This window comes from Corallococcus sp. CA054B (assembly GCF_003611625.1).
In the GTDB taxonomy this organism is placed as follows: Bacteria; Myxococcota; Myxococcia; order Myxococcales; family Myxococcaceae; genus Corallococcus; species Corallococcus coralloides.
The window spans coordinates 90,338-107,364 of record NZ_RAVY01000001.1; the positions used below are offsets into that span (position 1 = coordinate 90,338).

Annotated in this window: 14 protein-coding genes; 6 read left to right on the forward strand and 8 right to left on the reverse strand. The window is 69.7% G+C overall.

The genetic code is table 11. From position 1 onward, the window contains the following. Window positions 1-17 precede the first annotated feature (17 nt). Both D7V80_RS00365 and D7V80_RS00370 read right to left on the reverse strand, forming a co-directional pair. Window positions 18-794: a hypothetical protein gene (locus D7V80_RS00365; RefSeq protein WP_120586276.1), complete on the reverse strand. Its 777-nt coding sequence runs from the start codon at window positions 792-794 to the stop codon at window positions 18-20. A gap of 4 nt (window positions 795-798) precedes the next feature. Beyond that, window positions 799-1,059, reverse strand: a complete 261-nt coding sequence (locus D7V80_RS00370; protein ID WP_120586277.1) for a hypothetical protein — start codon at window positions 1,057-1,059, stop codon at window positions 799-801. A 54-nt stretch (window positions 1,060-1,113) separates the two neighbouring features. Here D7V80_RS00370 and D7V80_RS41285 point away from each other — a divergent pair, with 54 nt between their 5' ends. Further along, entirely contained in the window at window positions 1,114-1,905 is a 792-nt protein-coding gene (locus D7V80_RS41285) for a hypothetical protein (protein WP_147446949.1), read from the forward strand. A 20-nt stretch (window positions 1,906-1,925) separates the two neighbouring features. Then, window positions 1,926-3,242, forward strand: coding sequence for an ankyrin repeat domain-containing protein (locus tag D7V80_RS00380; RefSeq protein WP_158616521.1), 1,317 nt, complete (start codon window positions 1,926-1,928; stop codon window positions 3,240-3,242). On the opposite strand, the gene D7V80_RS00385 is transcribed toward D7V80_RS00380, so the two are convergent. Then, the gene (locus D7V80_RS00385) at window positions 3,221-5,071 is read right to left on the reverse strand and encodes a glycoside hydrolase domain-containing protein (protein WP_233585045.1); all 1,851 of its coding nucleotides are present in this window, start codon (window positions 5,069-5,071) and stop codon (window positions 3,221-3,223) included. The genes D7V80_RS00380 and D7V80_RS00385 overlap by 22 nt on opposite strands. A gap of 348 nt (window positions 5,072-5,419) precedes the next feature. Between D7V80_RS00385 and D7V80_RS43390 the strand changes: the two genes are divergently transcribed. Beyond that, window positions 5,420-7,444, forward strand: a complete 2,025-nt coding sequence (locus D7V80_RS43390) for a BTAD domain-containing putative transcriptional regulator (protein ID WP_255417603.1) — start codon at window positions 5,420-5,422, stop codon at window positions 7,442-7,444. 14 nt (window positions 7,445-7,458) lie between these two features. On the opposite strand, the gene D7V80_RS00395 is transcribed toward D7V80_RS43390, so the two are convergent. Together D7V80_RS00395 and D7V80_RS00400 are read right to left on the reverse strand one after the other, a co-directional pair. Next, complete coding sequence (locus D7V80_RS00395) at window positions 7,459-8,382, reverse strand: diiron oxygenase (RefSeq protein WP_120586281.1); 924 nt, start codon at window positions 8,380-8,382, stop codon at window positions 7,459-7,461. Window positions 8,383-8,431: 49 nt separating this feature from the next. Beyond that, entirely contained in the window at window positions 8,432-8,779 is a 348-nt protein-coding gene (locus D7V80_RS00400) for a LytTR family DNA-binding domain-containing protein (RefSeq protein ID WP_233585047.1), read from the reverse strand. Here D7V80_RS00400 and D7V80_RS00405 point away from each other — a divergent pair. From D7V80_RS00405 to D7V80_RS00415, 3 genes are all read left to right on the forward strand, one after another. Continuing rightward, complete coding sequence (locus D7V80_RS00405; RefSeq protein WP_147446950.1) at window positions 8,778-9,233, forward strand: hypothetical protein; 456 nt, start codon at window positions 8,778-8,780, stop codon at window positions 9,231-9,233. The two genes, D7V80_RS00400 and D7V80_RS00405, sit on opposite strands and share 2 nt — an antisense overlap. Window positions 9,234-9,352: 119 nt before the next feature. Then, window positions 9,353-9,958, forward strand: a complete 606-nt coding sequence (locus tag D7V80_RS00410; protein ID WP_147446951.1) for a hypothetical protein — start codon at window positions 9,353-9,355, stop codon at window positions 9,956-9,958. Window positions 9,959-10,228: 270 nt separating this feature from the next. Further along, the gene (locus tag D7V80_RS00415) at window positions 10,229-12,142 is read left to right on the forward strand and encodes a hypothetical protein (protein WP_304986816.1); all 1,914 of its coding nucleotides are present in this window, start codon (window positions 10,229-10,231) and stop codon (window positions 12,140-12,142) included. A 45-nt stretch (window positions 12,143-12,187) separates the two neighbouring features. On the opposite strand, the gene D7V80_RS00420 is transcribed toward D7V80_RS00415, so the two are convergent. From D7V80_RS00420 to D7V80_RS00430, 3 genes are read right to left on the reverse strand one after another with little or no spacing between them, the layout of a single operon-like run. Further along, complete coding sequence (locus D7V80_RS00420; protein ID WP_120586286.1) at window positions 12,188-13,570, reverse strand: aldehyde dehydrogenase family protein; 1,383 nt, start codon at window positions 13,568-13,570, stop codon at window positions 12,188-12,190. 27 nt (window positions 13,571-13,597) lie between these two features. After that, window positions 13,598-15,775, reverse strand: coding sequence for a 3-hydroxyacyl-CoA dehydrogenase NAD-binding domain-containing protein (locus tag D7V80_RS00425; RefSeq protein ID WP_120586287.1), 2,178 nt, complete (start codon window positions 15,773-15,775; stop codon window positions 13,598-13,600). Window positions 15,776-15,813: 38 nt separating this feature from the next. Then, window positions 15,814-17,025, reverse strand: a complete 1,212-nt coding sequence (locus D7V80_RS00430) for an acetyl-CoA C-acetyltransferase (protein WP_120586288.1) — start codon at window positions 17,023-17,025, stop codon at window positions 15,814-15,816. Window positions 17,026-17,027: the final 2 nt, after the last annotated feature.

Here is a 17,027-nt window from a genome sequence, read left to right on the forward strand (position 1 = left end):
GCACCCGGGAAAACGCTTCAACCGAAGCTGGATGGAGTCATTCCCGCCGTGCCGCCCGCGAGGGGTTTGTAGGGGAAATAGAGGTTTCGCACGAAGCGGGTGAACAGGTGCTCCTCGTTCCACCGCTGGCGGGCCATGCCGTACACGCCGGGGGCGCGCAGGTCGTGCGCGGAGACGCCGGTGACGAACTCGCGCTCGCTGTAGATGGCGAAGACCTCGTCCACCGCCGCGCGGCTGCGGTACGTGCGGAGCATCGTGCGGTAGATGAGCTCGCTCTCCTTCTGGGTGAAGGCCAGCCCCTGGATGGCGTGCGCCATCTCGTGGAAGACCAGGTACTGCTCCGACTCCAGCCGGTCCTGCCGCAGCGCGATTCGTGCCCGGGGCCAGTCGGGATGGTCCCAGAACAGGCCCGCGGCCTGGGGGGACACGGCCCGGGGATAGCCGTACTTCGCCAGCGCGTGCCCGGGGGGAATCAGCTCCAGCGTCAGGGGCCTCGCGGCCTCCATGCGGGCGATGAGCTGGAGGTTCCCGGCCAGCTGCCGGATGAGTTCCTCCTGCACCCGCTTCACCTGCGCCGCCGGAGCGCCGTAGGTCTTGAGCTCCAGCTTCGCGCTCACATAGGCGCGCGCCCGCGCGGGGCCTTCGGCGGGAGGACGGCCTCCGCGCGACTCGAAGACGTCGCCTCCCTCCAGCAGGGTGAAGGCGCTCAACGGTTGCTTGAGCCCGACCTCCGCCGCCAGCGGGGTGACGTCCGGCGTGGAGCCGTCCAGCGTCTCGTAGCGCTCCGGGGCCATGGGCTCAGGAGCAGGTCTTCGCCTGCTGCTTGCAGGATTCGGTGCAGGCCGGCGTCTGCGTATCGGGGGTGAGCCGCTCCGCGTAGCCCTGCGCGGAGTCCGGCGGCTGCCTCGATGCGGGCCGGCCGAGCGGCTGGCAACCGTCGAGACAGGCGTCGTACTGGTCGCGGCAGGAGGGCGACATGTTCGACGTGTCGAGCGTCGCGCAGCCGGACAGCAGGGACAGGGCGGTCGCGAAGAGGGCGATGCCACGGACGAGGTTCATGCGGGGAGTCTAGACTGGGAACCCCGGATGGGCATCCGGTGGAGGAGCGTGCCGATGGGAAGAACTCGAAAACGGAGCCGCGTCCCGCTCTCGCTGTTCACGGCGCTCCTGGGGCTGGCGCTGGTCGCCTGCTCTTCGAAGCCCGAGCCCTCCGCGCCGGTGCCAACACCCGACGTCTGGTGCGAGGGCCTCCCTCCAGAGCGGTGTGGTGAATCTCCCGAGCACTGCATCCGGCTGACGTACTGCGATGGTCAGCCGTTCTGCGCCTCCCGCATGAACCGCCCGAGGGACCGCACGTGTGGCTCGGTGAGTGTCCATGGCCTGGGCGAGCCGTGCTGCCCCGGGCTGGTGAGCCGCTGCGGCGAGCTGACCCCGGACGACACCTGCGAACCGCAGCGCGACCCGACCGACATGCCCAGTTGCCTGGCGTGTGGCGATGGCGTGTGTGATGTCCATGAGCAGCGCTGCAACTGCCCGGAGGACTGCGCCGTCACCGCGAAGCGGCCCGGCATCCGCTATCGCGGCAGCGAGCCTGAAGGGCCGTCCGGCCATCGCCGCACCGAAGGCGTTACGCGCCCCGGACAGTGCCTGGATGCGCTGGAGAAGCCAGACGCCGTTCGACACTGCTTGAGGCAGTGGGTGCAGGCCCTCATGGGACGCAGGTCCGCCAGGGAGCTGCGGCAGGCCGTGGACATCGAGCCCTTCACGCGCTTCGACCTGGAGTTGCTGGAGTGTCTGGACGAGGACGGGGAGCCGGCGGGAGCCCGCTCCCGTCGCGCGCTCTGCCTGGAAGCGCTCCAGCGGCGGACGAAAGACACGCGGCTGCGAAAGCTGCTGAGCCCCTAGCCATGCCACCGGAGCACTCCATGTCCCCATGTTCCGCCCGCCGTGCGACCTTCCTCTCCGTGCTTCTGGGGCTGCTGATGTGCGGGCGTACCGCGCAGGCGACCTCCCCCAGGCCTCATACGCCGCCGGTGATGCGCGCCATCTTGGATGACGATGCCGTGGCCTTGCGTGCGTTGCTGGCGAAGGGCGCGTCCATCAACAGCACGGATGAGATGATTCACCCTCGCGTGCATTCCCCGCTCATGGTGGCGTGTGAAGAAGGCAAGGAGAAGGCCGCCAACGTCCTGCTGGATGCGGGGGCGGATCCATTGCTCATCGTTCCCCGGCATCAACGGTACTGGCCACCGCCGGGATGGAGCGCGGTGTGCTTCGCTCGCTTCAAGGGCCTGAAGCGCATCGAGAAGCGTCTGGTGGACGCGGGCGCCTCCGCCCGGACCGCGTGTCTGTTGGATGCGGACTTCCTCGCCGCCGCCGTTGCGCGCAAGCCCCCCCTGGTGGAGCGCCTTGCCCGGCAGGGGCGTGGGGCCATCTCCCCCTCCGTCATCCAGTACGCCATGGGGCAGGCCCTCGCCCACAAGGACGTCGCGTTGATGCGTGCCGTGCTCGTCGCGGGGGGGCCCGACCCGTCCCGCGAAGGGGCCGCCCTCCTTCATCGTTGGCTCAGCGACTTCGACGCCGTGAGTCCCGCGATGGTGGATGCCCTGCTGGAGGGTGGGGTGCGTCCGCCACTCCAGCCGCTGGCGCAGGCGGGCCTCAGCGCGCAGGTGGCGCGAGCCCTCGAGATGGGCGCTTCACCCCGCACCCAGTCGGGTGAGTTGAACTCCTCGTTGCAACTGGCCGTGAGGAAGGGACACGCGGAGGTCGTGCGGCTCCTGCTGAAGGCGGGGGCGGACCCGAATGGGCCGGGGTTTGGGAGCCCTGTCCTGCTGTTGGAGGCGGCGCGGCGGCTTCGTGAAGACAAGGGCGACCCCACGATGATGAAGCTGTTGCTGGAGGCCGGCGCGCGCGTGGATGCCAGGCTCTACAACAGCTCTCCGCTCAACCTGGCCGCGGACGGCTGTAGCGCGGAGGTTGTCTCGCTACTGCTGGGCAAGATGTCTCGTGAGGCCATCGCGGAGGAGCCGGGCACCTATCTGTATGCCCAGGCCCTGCGCTCGGGGGACTTCTGCACGGAGGCAAAGGCCGTGCAGGTCCTTCAGGCCCTCGTCGCGGGAGGGGTCCGCGTCCGGGAGCAGCGAGGCATGCACGGGGACATCCTCGTGACGCGGGCCCGGGAGTCCCGCGCCATCAAGACCGAATTGCTGAAGGCGGGGCTTCAGCTGCCCGAGACACCGTGAGGGTGCCGCCGCCCCCGCGCCCGGCGTGTCCCGCCCAGCGCCCAGGCCGCCCATAGCAGGACTCCCGCCACGGAGACGCCAGGGGCCGCGCCGCAGCCGTCCGCGCTGCCTTGCCCACCCGGCTGCCCCGGACCGCCGGGAACCTGCGGCTCCAGGGGCATGGACACAGGCTCCCCGCCCATTCGCGGGGCGGATGGGTTGCCCGTGGTCAGTTCCTGATAGCGCTGGATGAGCCGCAGCCGCGCCGCATCGAACATGGCGCCGTCATCCGGCACCTGCCAGGCATTGGGAATCAGCTCCCGTGCCACCTGGAGCGCGAAGGCCGGGTCTCCCGCGTCGCTCACCGCCTTGAGCCATTCATGGTCCTGCATGCCCTGGCGGATGAGCTTCAGGCGCAGGGAGGCCACCGGCACGTCCGTCTTCCCGCCAATCATCGCGGGCGTGCCCGGGTAGAACAGCGTCCCGTCCCCGTTGCCACCGAAGTGGTACTGGTCCGTCCATGCGGTGGGGAGCATGGCCCCTGTCTCGTAGTACAGCTCCCCCTTGGCGCCGAAGCGGAAGGCCAGCCACTCCATCGCGCGGGCCTTCGCCGCGGGGCGGTCCACCATGTAGGACGGCCAGCCCGACCCCGGCTGGTTCTCCGGCATGATGCTTCCGGGCGCGCAGCCGTGGCTCGCGCAACTCTGATACATCCACAACTCCGTTCCAGGGCGTGAAAGGAAGCCCGCGTACGTCGGGCTCTGGTCTCCCACGAAGTCCGGAGTCGTGCCCTCCAGGTGGTTCACCAGCGGCACCGCGATGTCCACGAGGGGCCCCAGGCCGTTGAGCTTCAGCTGCATGGAGTTCACCGTCAGCATGGTGCGAAGACCGGGCGCGGCCTGCCGCACCAGGGTCCCGGTGGCTTGCACCTGCTGGAAGGTGGTCGCGTCGAACGGCTCGTCGCCAATCTTCGCATGGGCGCGAGCCAGCCAGCCGCGCTCGCTCATGTGCCCGGCGAAGTCCGCCAGGCCGCCCGCGGTGAAGGGGCCCGTGTATTCCACGCTCGTCATCCGCGCGCCGGACAGCCGCGAGGGCGCGGTGCCATCCAGGCTGGGCCCCCACGTCGCGTAGAAGTCGCTCCATGCCTGGGCCCCGGACCCGACAAGGAAGAGCCGGGGCTGCGTGAGGCGGTGCTCCAGCGACAGCTGCTGGTAGCGCACGAGCAGCGGCTGCAGCTCCGCGGGCGTGCAGTCATTCTTGCCCAGGTGCGCGCGGCACACCTGCGACGGCAACAGCGGGAACGCCGAGGCCAGCGAGGACGTGCTCGGCATCACCGCGTCCAACACCGTCAGCCTCGCGGTCACCTGCCGCTGGAAGCCGCCCTCCGCCTCCACCGTCACCGTGCCCGTGTATTCGCCCGGCGGTGCGCTCGCGGGCACGTGCACGTCCACCCAGACAGCTCGCGCCTCGTGCGCGGGCACGTCGAAGGGGAAGGCGTTGCGCGGCTCCCTGACGATCTCGTCCATGTCCGGCACCAGCCCGTCCGGCCATCGCCCCGCCGGCTGCCCGGGCCCGGAGGACTGCTGGATGGTGAGGTACGCCTGCCGGTACAGCGTCACGTCCGGCCCCGTCAGCGTCACGGGCCCCTCCAGCCCGGGCAGGCGGGCGCGCACGCCCCGCAGGCCCTGGTCGCCGCCGTGCAACGCCACCTGGAAGGAGACGAACTCATTGCGCGCGGCGGTGAGTCGTACCTCGGTGCTGCTTCCTGGCGCGGTCTCGTCGGGGCGGACCTTCACCATCATCCCTTCGCCCCACACCGCGGGGTCCGCCGCGTACACCGGCCAGGCCACGGACAACACCAGCCAACCGAGCCCACACTGTCGAAGAGCCACCATGGGGAATGGATGCGCACGGACCGTATGTGGCTCCAGCCTCCCGGCTGTCCCGCCATCCGGGCCCGCCAGCGCTCACCGGCTTGGATGCCGGAGGACGGCGCCAGGCCCGGACATGAGCTGCCACCGATAGCCTGCTTCCACGTCTGGTCGAGTAAGGTGCGCGCTTCGCATGCGGGCGTGAAACCTGGGGAGACTTCCGGTGGATGGCAGGGAATGGCGGGTGCGGGTCCTGGGGCTGGCGCAACTGTGTGGCCCCGACGGTCAACGCGTGAGGTTGGAGCGGCGCACCGCGGCGTTGCTGGCGTGGCTGGCACTGCAGGCCCCTCGCCCAAGTTCGCGCTCGCGTCCCTCCTGTGGGCGGATTCATCCCCAACGACGGTGCGAAGCAACCTGAGGCAGCTGCTGCGCCGCCTGCGGGTCGCCACGGAGGAAGCCCCCCTGGTGGAGGGCGACACCGACCGGCTGGCATTGGCCTCGCCTGTGTCCGTGGACGCCGCGTGCCTCAAGGCCGCCGCGGAGGCCCGCGCCCCCGCGGAGGCCCTGGCGTGTATCGACGCCGAAGGCTGCACGTTGCTGGCCGGCTTCGACTTCGATGACTGCCCGGAGCTCGCGCGCTGGCTGGATGGCGCCCGCGCGGGCATCGAGGGCTGGGTGCGCGAGGCGCGCGAGGCCCGCATCGCCCAGCTCACCGCGGCGGGGGACTGGACCGCCGCCCTGGGGCTCGCGCAGACGTGGGCGCGGCAGGAGCCCGAATCCGAGCAGGCCGGCCGCCACCTCATCCGGCTGCACTACCTGCGGGGCGACCGGGGCGCCGCGCTCGCGACCTTCGAGCACCTGCGTGACGTGCTGGACCGGGAGCTGGGCGTTACCCCCATGCCGGAGACGCTCGCGCTGGTGCGGGAGGTGGAGCAGGCCCCGCGGCATCGTCGCTCACCGCAGGGGGCTCGGCCCTCGCTGCCCCTGTCCGTGCTGCGTCCTCCGGTGCTGGTGGGCCGGGACGCGGCGTGGCGGCAGCTGGAAGCCGGCTGGGAGGCGGGCCAGCTGCTGTTCATCTCCGGTGAGCCCGGCAGCGGAAAGACGCGGCTCGCGGAGGAGTTCGCGGCCACGCAGGGGCGCTGGGGACGCATCGACGCGCGAGCGGGGGACCGGGACGTGCCGTTCGCGTCCCAGGCGCGCGCCTTCCGCACACAGCTGCGGCGCTGGCCGGACGTGAAGCTGCCGGACCGGGTGCGCACCGAGCTGTCGCGCATCCTGCCCGAGCTGGGAGATGCGCGGCTCCTGCCGCCCCTGGACTCCGAGGCCGGCATGCTGCGCTTCTACGACGCCATCGTGGTGGCGCTCCAACTGCTTCACGAGCACGAGGACATCAGCGTCGCGGACGACGTGCAGTACTGGGACGCGGCCAGCGCCCGGGCCTTCACCTTCGCGCTCTCCCGGCTGGCCGACGCGGCCCCTCCGGGCGCCCGCAGCCTGCGCTTCATCGACTGCTACCGCCGGGGAGAGCTGTCGCCCGAGACGCGGATGCACGTGGCGGGGCTCGTGGAGGCGGGGCTGGCGCGCGTCGTGGAGGTGGACGCGCTGACGGACGAGGACGTGAAGCGCATGGTGGCGGGCATGGGGCTGCCGGGCGCGGAGGCGCACCTGGAGGCCCTGGCCCGCTACACGGGCGGCAATCCCCTGTACGTCGTGGAGACGCTGAAGCACCTGCTGGAGACGGACTCGCTGCACCGCGAGTGGCCCCAGCGGCTGCCACCTCCGGGGCGCGTGGGCCCCCTCATCCAGCGGCGTCTGGAGGGGCTGTCCCCGCTGGCGCTCCAGTGCGCGCGGGTCGCGGCGCTGGCGGGGGCCTTCTTCCAGACCTCGCTCGTGCCTGGCGTGCTCCAGGTGAAGCCGGGAGAGGCGCACGAGGCGCTCGCGGAGCTGGAGGCGGCGCAGGTCCTCCTGGGCGAGCGCTTCAGCCACGACCTGGTGATGGAGGCGGTCCTGGCGGGGATGGGGCCGGGCGAGGAGCGCGTGCTGCATGCCCGGCTCGCCACGATGTTCGAGGAGGTCGGCGCTCCCTCCATCCTCCTGGCGCACCACTGGCTGGGCGCCGGACGGACGGAGCGGGCACTGCCGCACCTGATGGCGTCCGCGCGCTCCGACGAACAGGTCCTGCCGCCCGAGCTGGCGGCGGAGCACTACGCGCGGGCCGCTGCCCTCATGCTGTCGCTGGGACAGCACGAGGACGCCGTGCAGGCGCGGGCCGCCGAGGCGCGCTGCCGGCTCCAGGCCACCTCGGCGGGAGTCCTCACCCCCGGGCCCCCGGCAGGCCCAGGCGCTCGCTGAGCTTCAGCGGGGGCTCAGGCGCAGTAGTACGTCGGGGCCAACTCCAGCACGCGCTGCTCCGCGAGGGGAGAGAGCGCGCGCAGGCGGGAGAGGAAGAGGGGCGCCTTCATTCCCATCCCGATGAAACCCCAGACATACGAACGCTCCTGGGACTCGGACAACTGCTGGCGTTCTGTGGGCGTGAACGTGCGCCCCACCGCCTTCTCCAGCGTCTGGAGATCCAACGCGAGCTGCGCGTTCAGGGTGCCTCGCAGCGCCTGGAGCAGCTCCGCGTACTCGGTCAGGGCCGCGTCCAGGGCTTCGGGCTCCTGGGCGAGGATCTTCTGGGCCTCCAGGAAGTCCAGCCGCGTGTGCTGCGCCTCTTCCAGCCAGTGGTGCTTGAGCAGGTTGCAGAACAGCGGATCCAACGTCTCGTCTTTGTTTCCGCGAACCGTTTCCTGGTAGTGCTGCTGCGTCATCAGCTCCATGTGCAGGTTGAAGATCAGCACGCCCAGGTTCGACTTCGACATGATGGCCCGGGCCACCTCCACCTGGTTGTCGAGCAGGGCAGGGGCGACCTTGAAGCCCTTCGCGAACGCGCCGGTGAAGCGCGCGAAGAGCTGCTGGTGCTTCAGCTCCTCCTCGGTGAAGCGCAAGAGCGCCCGCATGTGCGTCCCGTTCCCGTGAAGCTCCAGGCCGGCGCGCTGGGCGGCCAGGGCGACGGCGTACTCCTCCAGGAACAGGAACAGGTGCGCGTAGCTGTTGGAGCGGATGTGATTCAACGTCAGCCGCTCCTCCGCGCTCAGGAAGGGAATGGCTTCCGTCCCGGTCAGCGCGTCTGAAAGGAACCGGTGGCTGAAGTCGAGCACGGTGTCCTTTGGCAATAGCTCATCCAGACGCCAGGACACCCGTTCGGAACTCTGGATACAGGACTGGTACTCAGGGGTTTGGTTGAGCATTGTTGAATCAAACGGGCTTTCCCTGCCTTGGGTCAATAGGTGGGAGTCTTCATCCCTGGGCCAGCAGCAGGCCCAGACGTTCGCGGTAGCCGCGGCTGAGTTTCAGCGTGGTGCGGTCGCGCAAGATGACCTGGTACTCGCCATGGGGCAGGGGGCGCAGCTCCTGGACCCGCTGGAGGTTGACGAGCGTGGAGCGGTGGATGCGCACGAAGCGCTCCGGATCCAACCGGGCCTCCAGCTGCCGCATGGGCTGACGCAGGAGGTGGCTGCGCTCGCCCACGTGCACCTGGACGTAGTTGTCCTCCGCCGCCATCCAGTCCGCCGGAGTGGTGGCCGCCCCGTGGGAAGCGCGGGCCGGTTGCCTGGCGTTTCCCTTTCGCTGTCTGGAGTCAGCCATGATGCGTCGATCCATGCCGTTCTTCGTCCCGCCGAGGGTGTCGGGCGACGCGGACTTCGCGGGGCACGGTCCCCAGATGGACATCGACTTCGAGCTGCAGATCCGCAACCTGAACGAGCTGTGGATCGCCATGCGCATCTGGGGCAGCGAGGTGCCCGGCACCACGGGCGTCCACGGCGACCGCTTCTACCACATCGCCACGACCCCGACCCGCATCACGGCCCTGTCGCCGAACCCGTGCCCCAGCATGGACTTCCCCGGGTGCGGTCCGGAGTTCAGCCACCACTACTTCGACACGGGGCACTCGCTGGACGCGTTCCAGTTCCCGCAGGTGCCTGGGAACACGCGCATCGTGAAGAGCCTCACCTGCGTGGGCGACACGGCGGGCAACGAGGCGGGGAGCAGGACGGGGTGCGAGGCGGTTTTGCATGACCTGACCATCACCTTCGAATGACAGGCGTGACCGCGGCGTGACGGGTGTCCAGACTCCCGGGTCTGGACGCACCTGCCCATTCCAGCGGCTCGTACCTGGGAGGGATTGGGCAGGACGGGGGAGTGGGCTAGGAAGGCGCCATGCCCAGAAACCTTGTTCTGCCTTTGTTCGCGCTGCTCGCGTTCGTCGGCTGTACCCACCAGGTGCGGCCGAGCCCCGCGCCCATGTCCAACGCGGGGACTCCGTTGGCGCTCCGCGCGCGCTACTTCATCTCCCCCGAGCAGAAGGCGCGCATCGACTCGGACAGCTACTTCGTCCTGGGCGCCGGGCACACCTGGAACATCACCATTGGCGAAGGGCTCACGCGCAGCTTCCCGCAGATGCTGGGCACCGTCTTCCAGTCCGTGCAGGAGGCCTCCAGCCCCGAAGACATGGGGGACGCGGACGTGCTCATCGTTCCGGAGATCAATTACTTCGACGTCAACGGCGGTGGCTTCGTTTCGCAGTTGAAGCTGACGGTGCGCTCCCGGGGGAGCCAGGACGCCGTCCAGGTGAATGATCTGATCGAGGGCGAGTCCCAGAAGAGCAAGGCGGCCTCGGCGTGGCTCGGTGGGGCGATGGCGGGGCAGGAGGCCCTGCGGCAGTCCACCGAGATGGCCTTCGAGGACGTGATGCCCAAGGTCGCCACCCGCCTGCGTGAAATCTTCGCCAGGACGCAGGCCAAGGCGTCCCCCGGCGTGCTCTGACCCAAGACGCAAACATCCACGAACACCTGAGGGCCCGGAACCAACCGTTCCGGGCCCTTTGTTTTTCCCAGACACGCTAACGCGCTGCGTATTGAGGACCTGGAATCCGGGGCCTACAAGGTTTCTTGTTGTCAAAGTGCCAATAGGCGTCGGAGGCCGTGCATGAGACTGCGATGGAGCCGTAGGTGGGCGTGTCCGAGTTCCCTGGTCCTTTTATTCGTCGGAGGCTCGGCTGCCGCCGACCCACTGCCGCTCCTAGAGACCACGGCGGTGCGGTCGCCGTTCGCGGCGGCCTGCAACGGGAAGCCGGACTCCACGCCGCTGCCGTTGGACCCGCGCACGCTGGTGGCGCCGGGCGTCAACAAGCCCGGGGCGGCGGTCCAGTTCAACGCGTACTGGGTGGACCTGCACACGCCCCCGGCGCCGTTCATCTCCAACCTGCCGCCCAACCCCCAGACGTGCGGCGAGTTCCGCGCGAGCGTCGCCCGCGGGCGCGCGAACATCGAGGGCCGCACCTACTTCCAGGCGTTCACCACCTCGCTCGCCTACTACAACCTCTTCATGCTCTGGGGCTACCCCATCCGCCCCTCGGACTTCGACGAGCAGGTCATCAAGCGTTACGGCCTGTCGAAGGCGCCGTTCCGCAACCCCTACCCGCTGCCGTGGGAGAACCCCAACCTCACCAATGGTGGCAGCGGCCAGCTCCCCCTGGGGCTCGTGCAGGAGAAGGACGCGAACGGGCGCTACACGGGCGCCATCGCCTCCACCTGCTCGGGGTGCCACGACTCGCGGCTGGGCACTGAGCAGGAGGCCGGCTTCTCGTGGGGGCGCTCGAACGACGCGGTGGACGCGGGGTTGATCCAGTCCGACTTCTTCCGCTCCACCGTCGTGGGCAACGTCTTCCAGATCGCGCCCATCCCCTGGAGCGTGGGCCGCGGCACGAGCGACGCCATCGGCATCGTGGACATGCTGCCCGCCCTCTTCGACATGGACTCGCTCGCCCTGGCGCCCAGCCTGCTCGAGTTCTTCCCGTCCCACGCGGGCGGCATGTCCCGCGCGCCCAACTGGTGGCAGCGCTCCTTCAAGACGCGGCAGTTCTGGGACGGCGCGCTGACGTCCGACAACGTCCGCTCGGAGATGGCCTTCGGCGTCGCGAACCTGGGCCGCTCGGCCGCGCAGCGCCGGGCGCTGACCGCCGAGTTCGAGGACAACGACAACTTCTTCCTCTCGCTGTCGCCCCCCGCCTACCCCAAGACGGTCAACACCGCGCTCGCCGAGCAGGGCGCGGTGCTCTTCCATGAGCGGGACCTCTGGGCGAACGGCGCCAACGCGGACATCCCCAAGGCCGAGGGCAACGGCTCCTGCGCGTCATGCCACGGCGTCTACTCGCCGCGCCACGCCGCCAACCCCGCCTACCTGCCGGATCCGCGCCTCAAGGGCATCGCGGGCGTCATCACGCCCATCGAGACCATCCGGACGGACCCGGCGCGCAAGGATTTGATGGCGGACGTGCGCAAGCGCAGGGCCTGGAACACGTCCTTCCTGGCGCACAATGATCAGCACCCCAACCACGGCCCCTTCTACGACGACATCATCACCAGCGCGGTGCGGCGCGTGCCGCGCAGCCTGTACGACAAGGGACTGGGCCCCGTGTACTCGCCGGAGGGCCCCAACGCGTGGATCAACCCGTTCGGGTACATCGCGCCGCCGCTCTACGGCGCGTGGGCCTCCGCCCCGTTCTTCCACAACGGCAGCGTGCCCACCCTCTGGGACGTGCTGAAGCCGTCGGACCGGCCCAAGGTGTGGAAGCGCCAGCAGACCTCCGCCAACGTGCTGGGGACCAACGCGGGCTATGACTCGAGCTACGCGTCCTACGACTTCGCGAAGCTGGGCTGGAAGGTGTCGGCGCTGGCGTGCGCGGACGTGCCGACGCGCGACCCGTTCATCCCCTGCAGCCAGGAGATGGCGACGCCCGACATCCTCTTCGCGAACATCGCGAACACCGTCGCCAACCACAACTCGCTGGCCTATCAGTCGCCGCCGCCCATCACCCAGAAGCAGATCCGCTCGCGCATGATCTTCAACTCCCACCTCTACGGGCTGGGCAACGGCGGACATGACTTCACCCAGTCGCTCACCGACCCCGAGCGCTGGGCCCTCATCGAGTACATGAAGACGCTGTAACCCGCGGGGAAGGGGGGCGCGGAAGGGACCGCGCTCCCCGGCCCGTCACAGGAAGCGGCGGAAGAGGTTCAGCTTGCCGGTGTAGGGCGGATAGCGCAGCTTCATGTCCAGCGCGAACGGCCGCTTCACCACGCTCTTCTTGTGGCTGAAGGCGTCGAAGCTGGCCTGGCCGTGGTAGCCGCCCAGGCCGGACTCGCCCACGCCGCCGAAGGGCAGCCCCTCCGCGGCGAAGTGGACGCACACGTCGTTGGTGACGGCGCCGCCGCTGGACGTCTCCGCGAGCACTCGCTCGTTCACCGCGGCGTCCCGCGCGAAGGTGTAGAGGGCGAGCGGCTTGGGGCGGGCGCGCACGAAGCGGATGGCGTCGTCCACGTTCTCGCAGGCGACCAGCGGGAGCAGGGGGCCGAAGATCTCCTCCTGCATCAGCGGGCTCGTCAGGGGCGCGCCGGTGATGACGGTGGGCGCGAAGTAGCGGCTCCGGGCGTCGCGCTCGCCGCCGAAGGCAATCGTTCCATGGGCCGCGAGCGCGCTGACGCGCTCGAAGTGGCGGTCATTGACGATGCGGCCGTAGTCGGCGCTCGCGCTGGCGTCGTCGCCGTAGAAGCTCCGGACGGCCTTCTGGACCAGGGCCGTGAAGCGCTCCTGGAGATCGGAAGGGATGAGCACGTAGTCCGGCGCGATGCAGGTCTGCCCGGCGTTGACGTACTTGCCCCAGGCGATGCGGCGCGCGGTGACCTCCAGGTCCGCGCTCCGGTCGACGATGCAGGGGCTCTTGCCGCCCAACTCCAGGACGGTGGGCGTCAGGTGCCGGGCCGCCGCTTCGGCGACGGTCCGCCCCACCTGCGTGCCTCCGGTGAAGAAGATGAGATCCCACCGCTCATCGAGTAGCGCGCGGCTCTCCTCCACGCCGCCCTCCACGACGGCGACGACCTCGGGCGGGAACGCCTCGCCCAGCATCCGCGCGAGCACGCGCGAGGTCGCGGGCGCGTGCTCGCTGGGCTTCAACACGGCGGTGCAGCCTGCGGCGAGCGCCCCGATGAGCGGCGCCAGCGACAGCTGATAGGGATAGTTCCAGGGCGCGATGATGAGCGTCACGCCCAGGGGCTCCGCGTACTGCCAGGCCCGCGCCGGCTGGATGACGAGCGGCGCGGAGCCCTTGCGGGGCTCCATCCAGGCCTTCACGTGCTTGAGGGCCGTCTTCAGCTCCCCGTAGATGCTGCCCACCTCCGTCAGGTAGGCCTCCTCCGGGCTCTTCGCGAGGTCGGCCTTGAGGGCGGCCAGGATGGCCTCCTCGTGCTTGCGCGCCGCTGCTTCGAGCGCCCGCAGCTGCTCCTGCCGCCATTTCAGCGGGAGCGTGACGCGGGTTTCGAAACAGGCGCGCTGCCTTGAAACGAGTGCCTTCACGTCATGCTCCCGCTGATTCCTCATGGGACGACCCTTTATGTGAGTGAGGGGTTACTCGAGCAGCTCTCCACGTTCAGCCTTGGCGACCAGGGACGCGGGCGGCAGGAAGTGCTTCCCGTAGCGCTCCGCCAGCTGGCGCGCGCGGATGACGAAGCCGCGCGGCCCCGTGCCGGACGGGCCTTCGTAGCCGTTGATGTACTGCACCACGCCGCCCGTCCACGGCGGGAAGCCGATGCCCAGGATGGAGCCCACGTTCGCGTCCGCGGCCGAGCGCAGCACGCCCTCGTCGAAGCAGCGCACCGTGTCGATGGCCTCCGCGAAGAGCATCCGCTCCTTCATGTCCTCGAAGGGGATGGTGTAGCCGGGCTTCGTGTAGTGCTGCGTCAGCCCCGGCCACAGGTTCGTCCGCTTGCCGTCCGCGTAGTCGTAGAACCCGCCGCCCGTGGAGCGGCCCTTGCGCCCGTGCTGGTCGATCATCGCGTCCATCACCGCGTAGCTGCCGTGGTCCACCCACGTCTGGCCCGCGGCCTCCACGGCCGCCTTCGTCTCCTGGCGGATCTTCCGGGGCAGCGTCAGCGTCAATTCGTCCACCAGCTGGAGCGGGGCGGCGGGGTAGCCCGCCTGGAGTCCCGCCTGCTCGATGGACGCGGGCGCGATGCCCTCGCCCACCATGGCGATGGCCTCGTTGAGGAACGTGCCGATGACGCGGCTGGTGAAGAAGCCCCGGCTGTCATTGACGACGATGGGCGTCTTGCCAATCTGCACCGCGATGTCGATGGCCTTCGCCAGCGTCGCGTCGCTGGTCTGCTTGCCGGCGATGAGCTCCAGCAGCGGCATCTTGTCCACGGGGGAGAAGAAGTGCATGCCGACGAAGTCCGGCGGCCGGTTCACGCCCTCCGCGAGCAGGGTGATGGGCAGGGTGGAGGTGTTGGACCCCAGCACCGCGTCCGGCGCCACCACGCCTTGAATCTCCTGGAAGACCTTGTGCTTGAGCTTCACGTCCTCGAACACCGCTTCGATGACCAGGTCGCAGCCCGCGAGCGCGGCCGGGTCCTCCGCGGGGGTGATGCGCGCCAGCAGCGCGTCGCCCTTCTCCTTCGTGACGGAGCCCTTGGAGACGGCCTTCTCCACCAGCTTGACGGAGTAGCCCTTGCCCTTCTCCGCCGCGGCCAGGGACACGTCCTTGAGCACCACGTCGATGCCGGCCTTGGCGCACACGTAGGCGATGCCCGCGCCCATCATGCCCGCGCCCAGCACGCCGACCTTCTTCGCGGTGTGCTGCGGGAAGCCCTTGGGACGGCCGCCGCCGGAGTTGATGTGCTGCATGTCGAAGAAGAACGCCTGAATCATGTTCTTCGCGACCTGGCCGACGACGAGCTCCGTGAAGTAGCGCGACTCGATGGTGAACGCGGTATCCACGTCCACCTGCGTGCTCTCCACCGCCACCGCCATGATGGCGCGCGGCGCGGGCATGTTCGTGCCCTTGAGCTGCTTGCGCAGGTTGGCGGGGAACGCGGGCAGGTTCGCCGCGAACGCCGGATGGGACGGCGTGCCGCCGGGAATCTTGTAGCCCTTCTGGTCCCACGGCTGCTGCGCCTTCGGGTTCGCCTTCACCCACGCCTTGGCCGCGGGCAGGAGCGCGTCCACGGACGGCACCACCTCATGCACCAGCCCCAGCTCCTTCGCCTCCTGCGGGCGGTAGCGCTGGCCCTGGAGCAGCACCTTCATCAGCGCGTCCGTGATGCCCAGCATGCGCACCGTGCGCACCACGCCGCCGCCGCCGGGCAACAGGCCCAGCGTCACCTCCGGCAGGCCCACCTGCGCGCCCTTCACGTCCGCGAGGATGCGGTGGTGACAGGCGAGCGCGATTTCAAGACCGCCGCCCAGCGCCGCGCCGTTGATGGCCGCGACCACGGGCTTGCCCAGGGTCTCCAGCGTGCGCAGCTGCGCCTTGATCTCCTGGCCCAGGTCGAAGACCTGCTTCGCTTCGCTCTTCTTCACGTTGCGCAGGTCATTCAGGTCGCCGCCCGCGAAGAAGGTCTTCTTCGCGGAGGTGATGACGACGCCGGTGATGGTGTCCTTCTCCTTCACCAGCCGGTCCACCGCCGCGCGCATGGACTTCACGTAGGCGGCGTTCATGGTGTTGGCGGACTGGGAGGGGTCGTCCATCGTCAAGACGACGATGCCGTCCGCGTCCTTTTCCCAGCGCAGGGTGTTCTGTTCGCTCATGGTGTTCGCTCGAAAGTCTTTGAAAGGGGAGGGAGGGGTCAGACGCGCTCGACGAGGGTGGCCACACCCATGCCGCCGCCGACGCACAGGGTGACGACCGCGCGGCGCGCGTTGCGCCGCTCCAGTTCATCCACCACGGTTCCAAGGATCATGGCGCCGGTGGCGCCCAGCGGGTGCCCCATGGCGATGGCGCCGCCGTTGACGTTGAGCTTCTCGTCCGGGATGTCCAGGTCCTTCTGGTACTTGAGGACCACGGAGGCGAAGGCCTCGTTGAGTTCGAAGAGGTCGATGTCCTTCACCGACAGGCCGGCGATGTCCAGCAGCTTGCGGGTGGCCGGCAGCGGACCGGTGAGCATGATGGTGGGCTCCGCGCCGGACGTGGCCACGGCGGCGATGCGCGCGCGAGGCTTGAGGCCCATCGTCTTGCCCACCTTCTCCGAGCCCACGAGCACCAGCGCCGCGCCGTCCACGATGCCGGAGGAGTTACCCGGCGTGTGCACGTGGTTGATGCGCTCCACCGCGTGGTACTTCTGGAGCGCCACCGCGTCGAAGCCGCCCATCTCGCCCATGGTCGTGAAGGACGCGCTCAGCTGGCCCAGCGAGGCCACGGTGGAGTCCGGACGCATGTGCTCGTCGCGGTCCAGGATGGTGAGCCCGTTCTGATCCACCACGGGGACGACGGACTTCTGGAAGTAGCCGTTCTTCCACGCGTGGGCCGCGCGCTCCTGCGAGCGCACGGCGTAGCGGTCCACGTCCTCGCGGGTGAAGCCCTCCATGGTCGCGATGAGGTCCGCGGAGATGCCCTGGGGCACGAAGTAGGTGTCGTAGTTGGTGGCGGGGTCCATGGCCCACGCGCCGCCGTCGGAGCCCATGGGGACGCGGGACATGCTCTCCACGCCGCCCGCGATGACCAGGTGCTCCCAGCCGGAGCGCACCTGCTGCGCGGCCATGTTCACCGCCGTCAGGCCGGAGGCGCAGAAGCGGTTGAGCTGCACGCCGCCGGTGGTCTCCGGCAGGCCCGCGGCCAGCACCAGCGTGCGCGCGATGTCCGCGCCCTGGTCGCCCACGGGGGACACGACGCCCAGCACCACGTCGTCGATGTGCTTCGGGTCCAGGTTCGGGTGGCGCTGCTTCAGCGCGTCCACCAGGCCGACGAGCAGCGACACCGGCTTGGTGCCGTGCAGGGCGCCCTTCTTGCCCTTGCCGCGAGGGGTACGGACGGCGTCGAAGATGAATGCTTCCTGGCTCACGG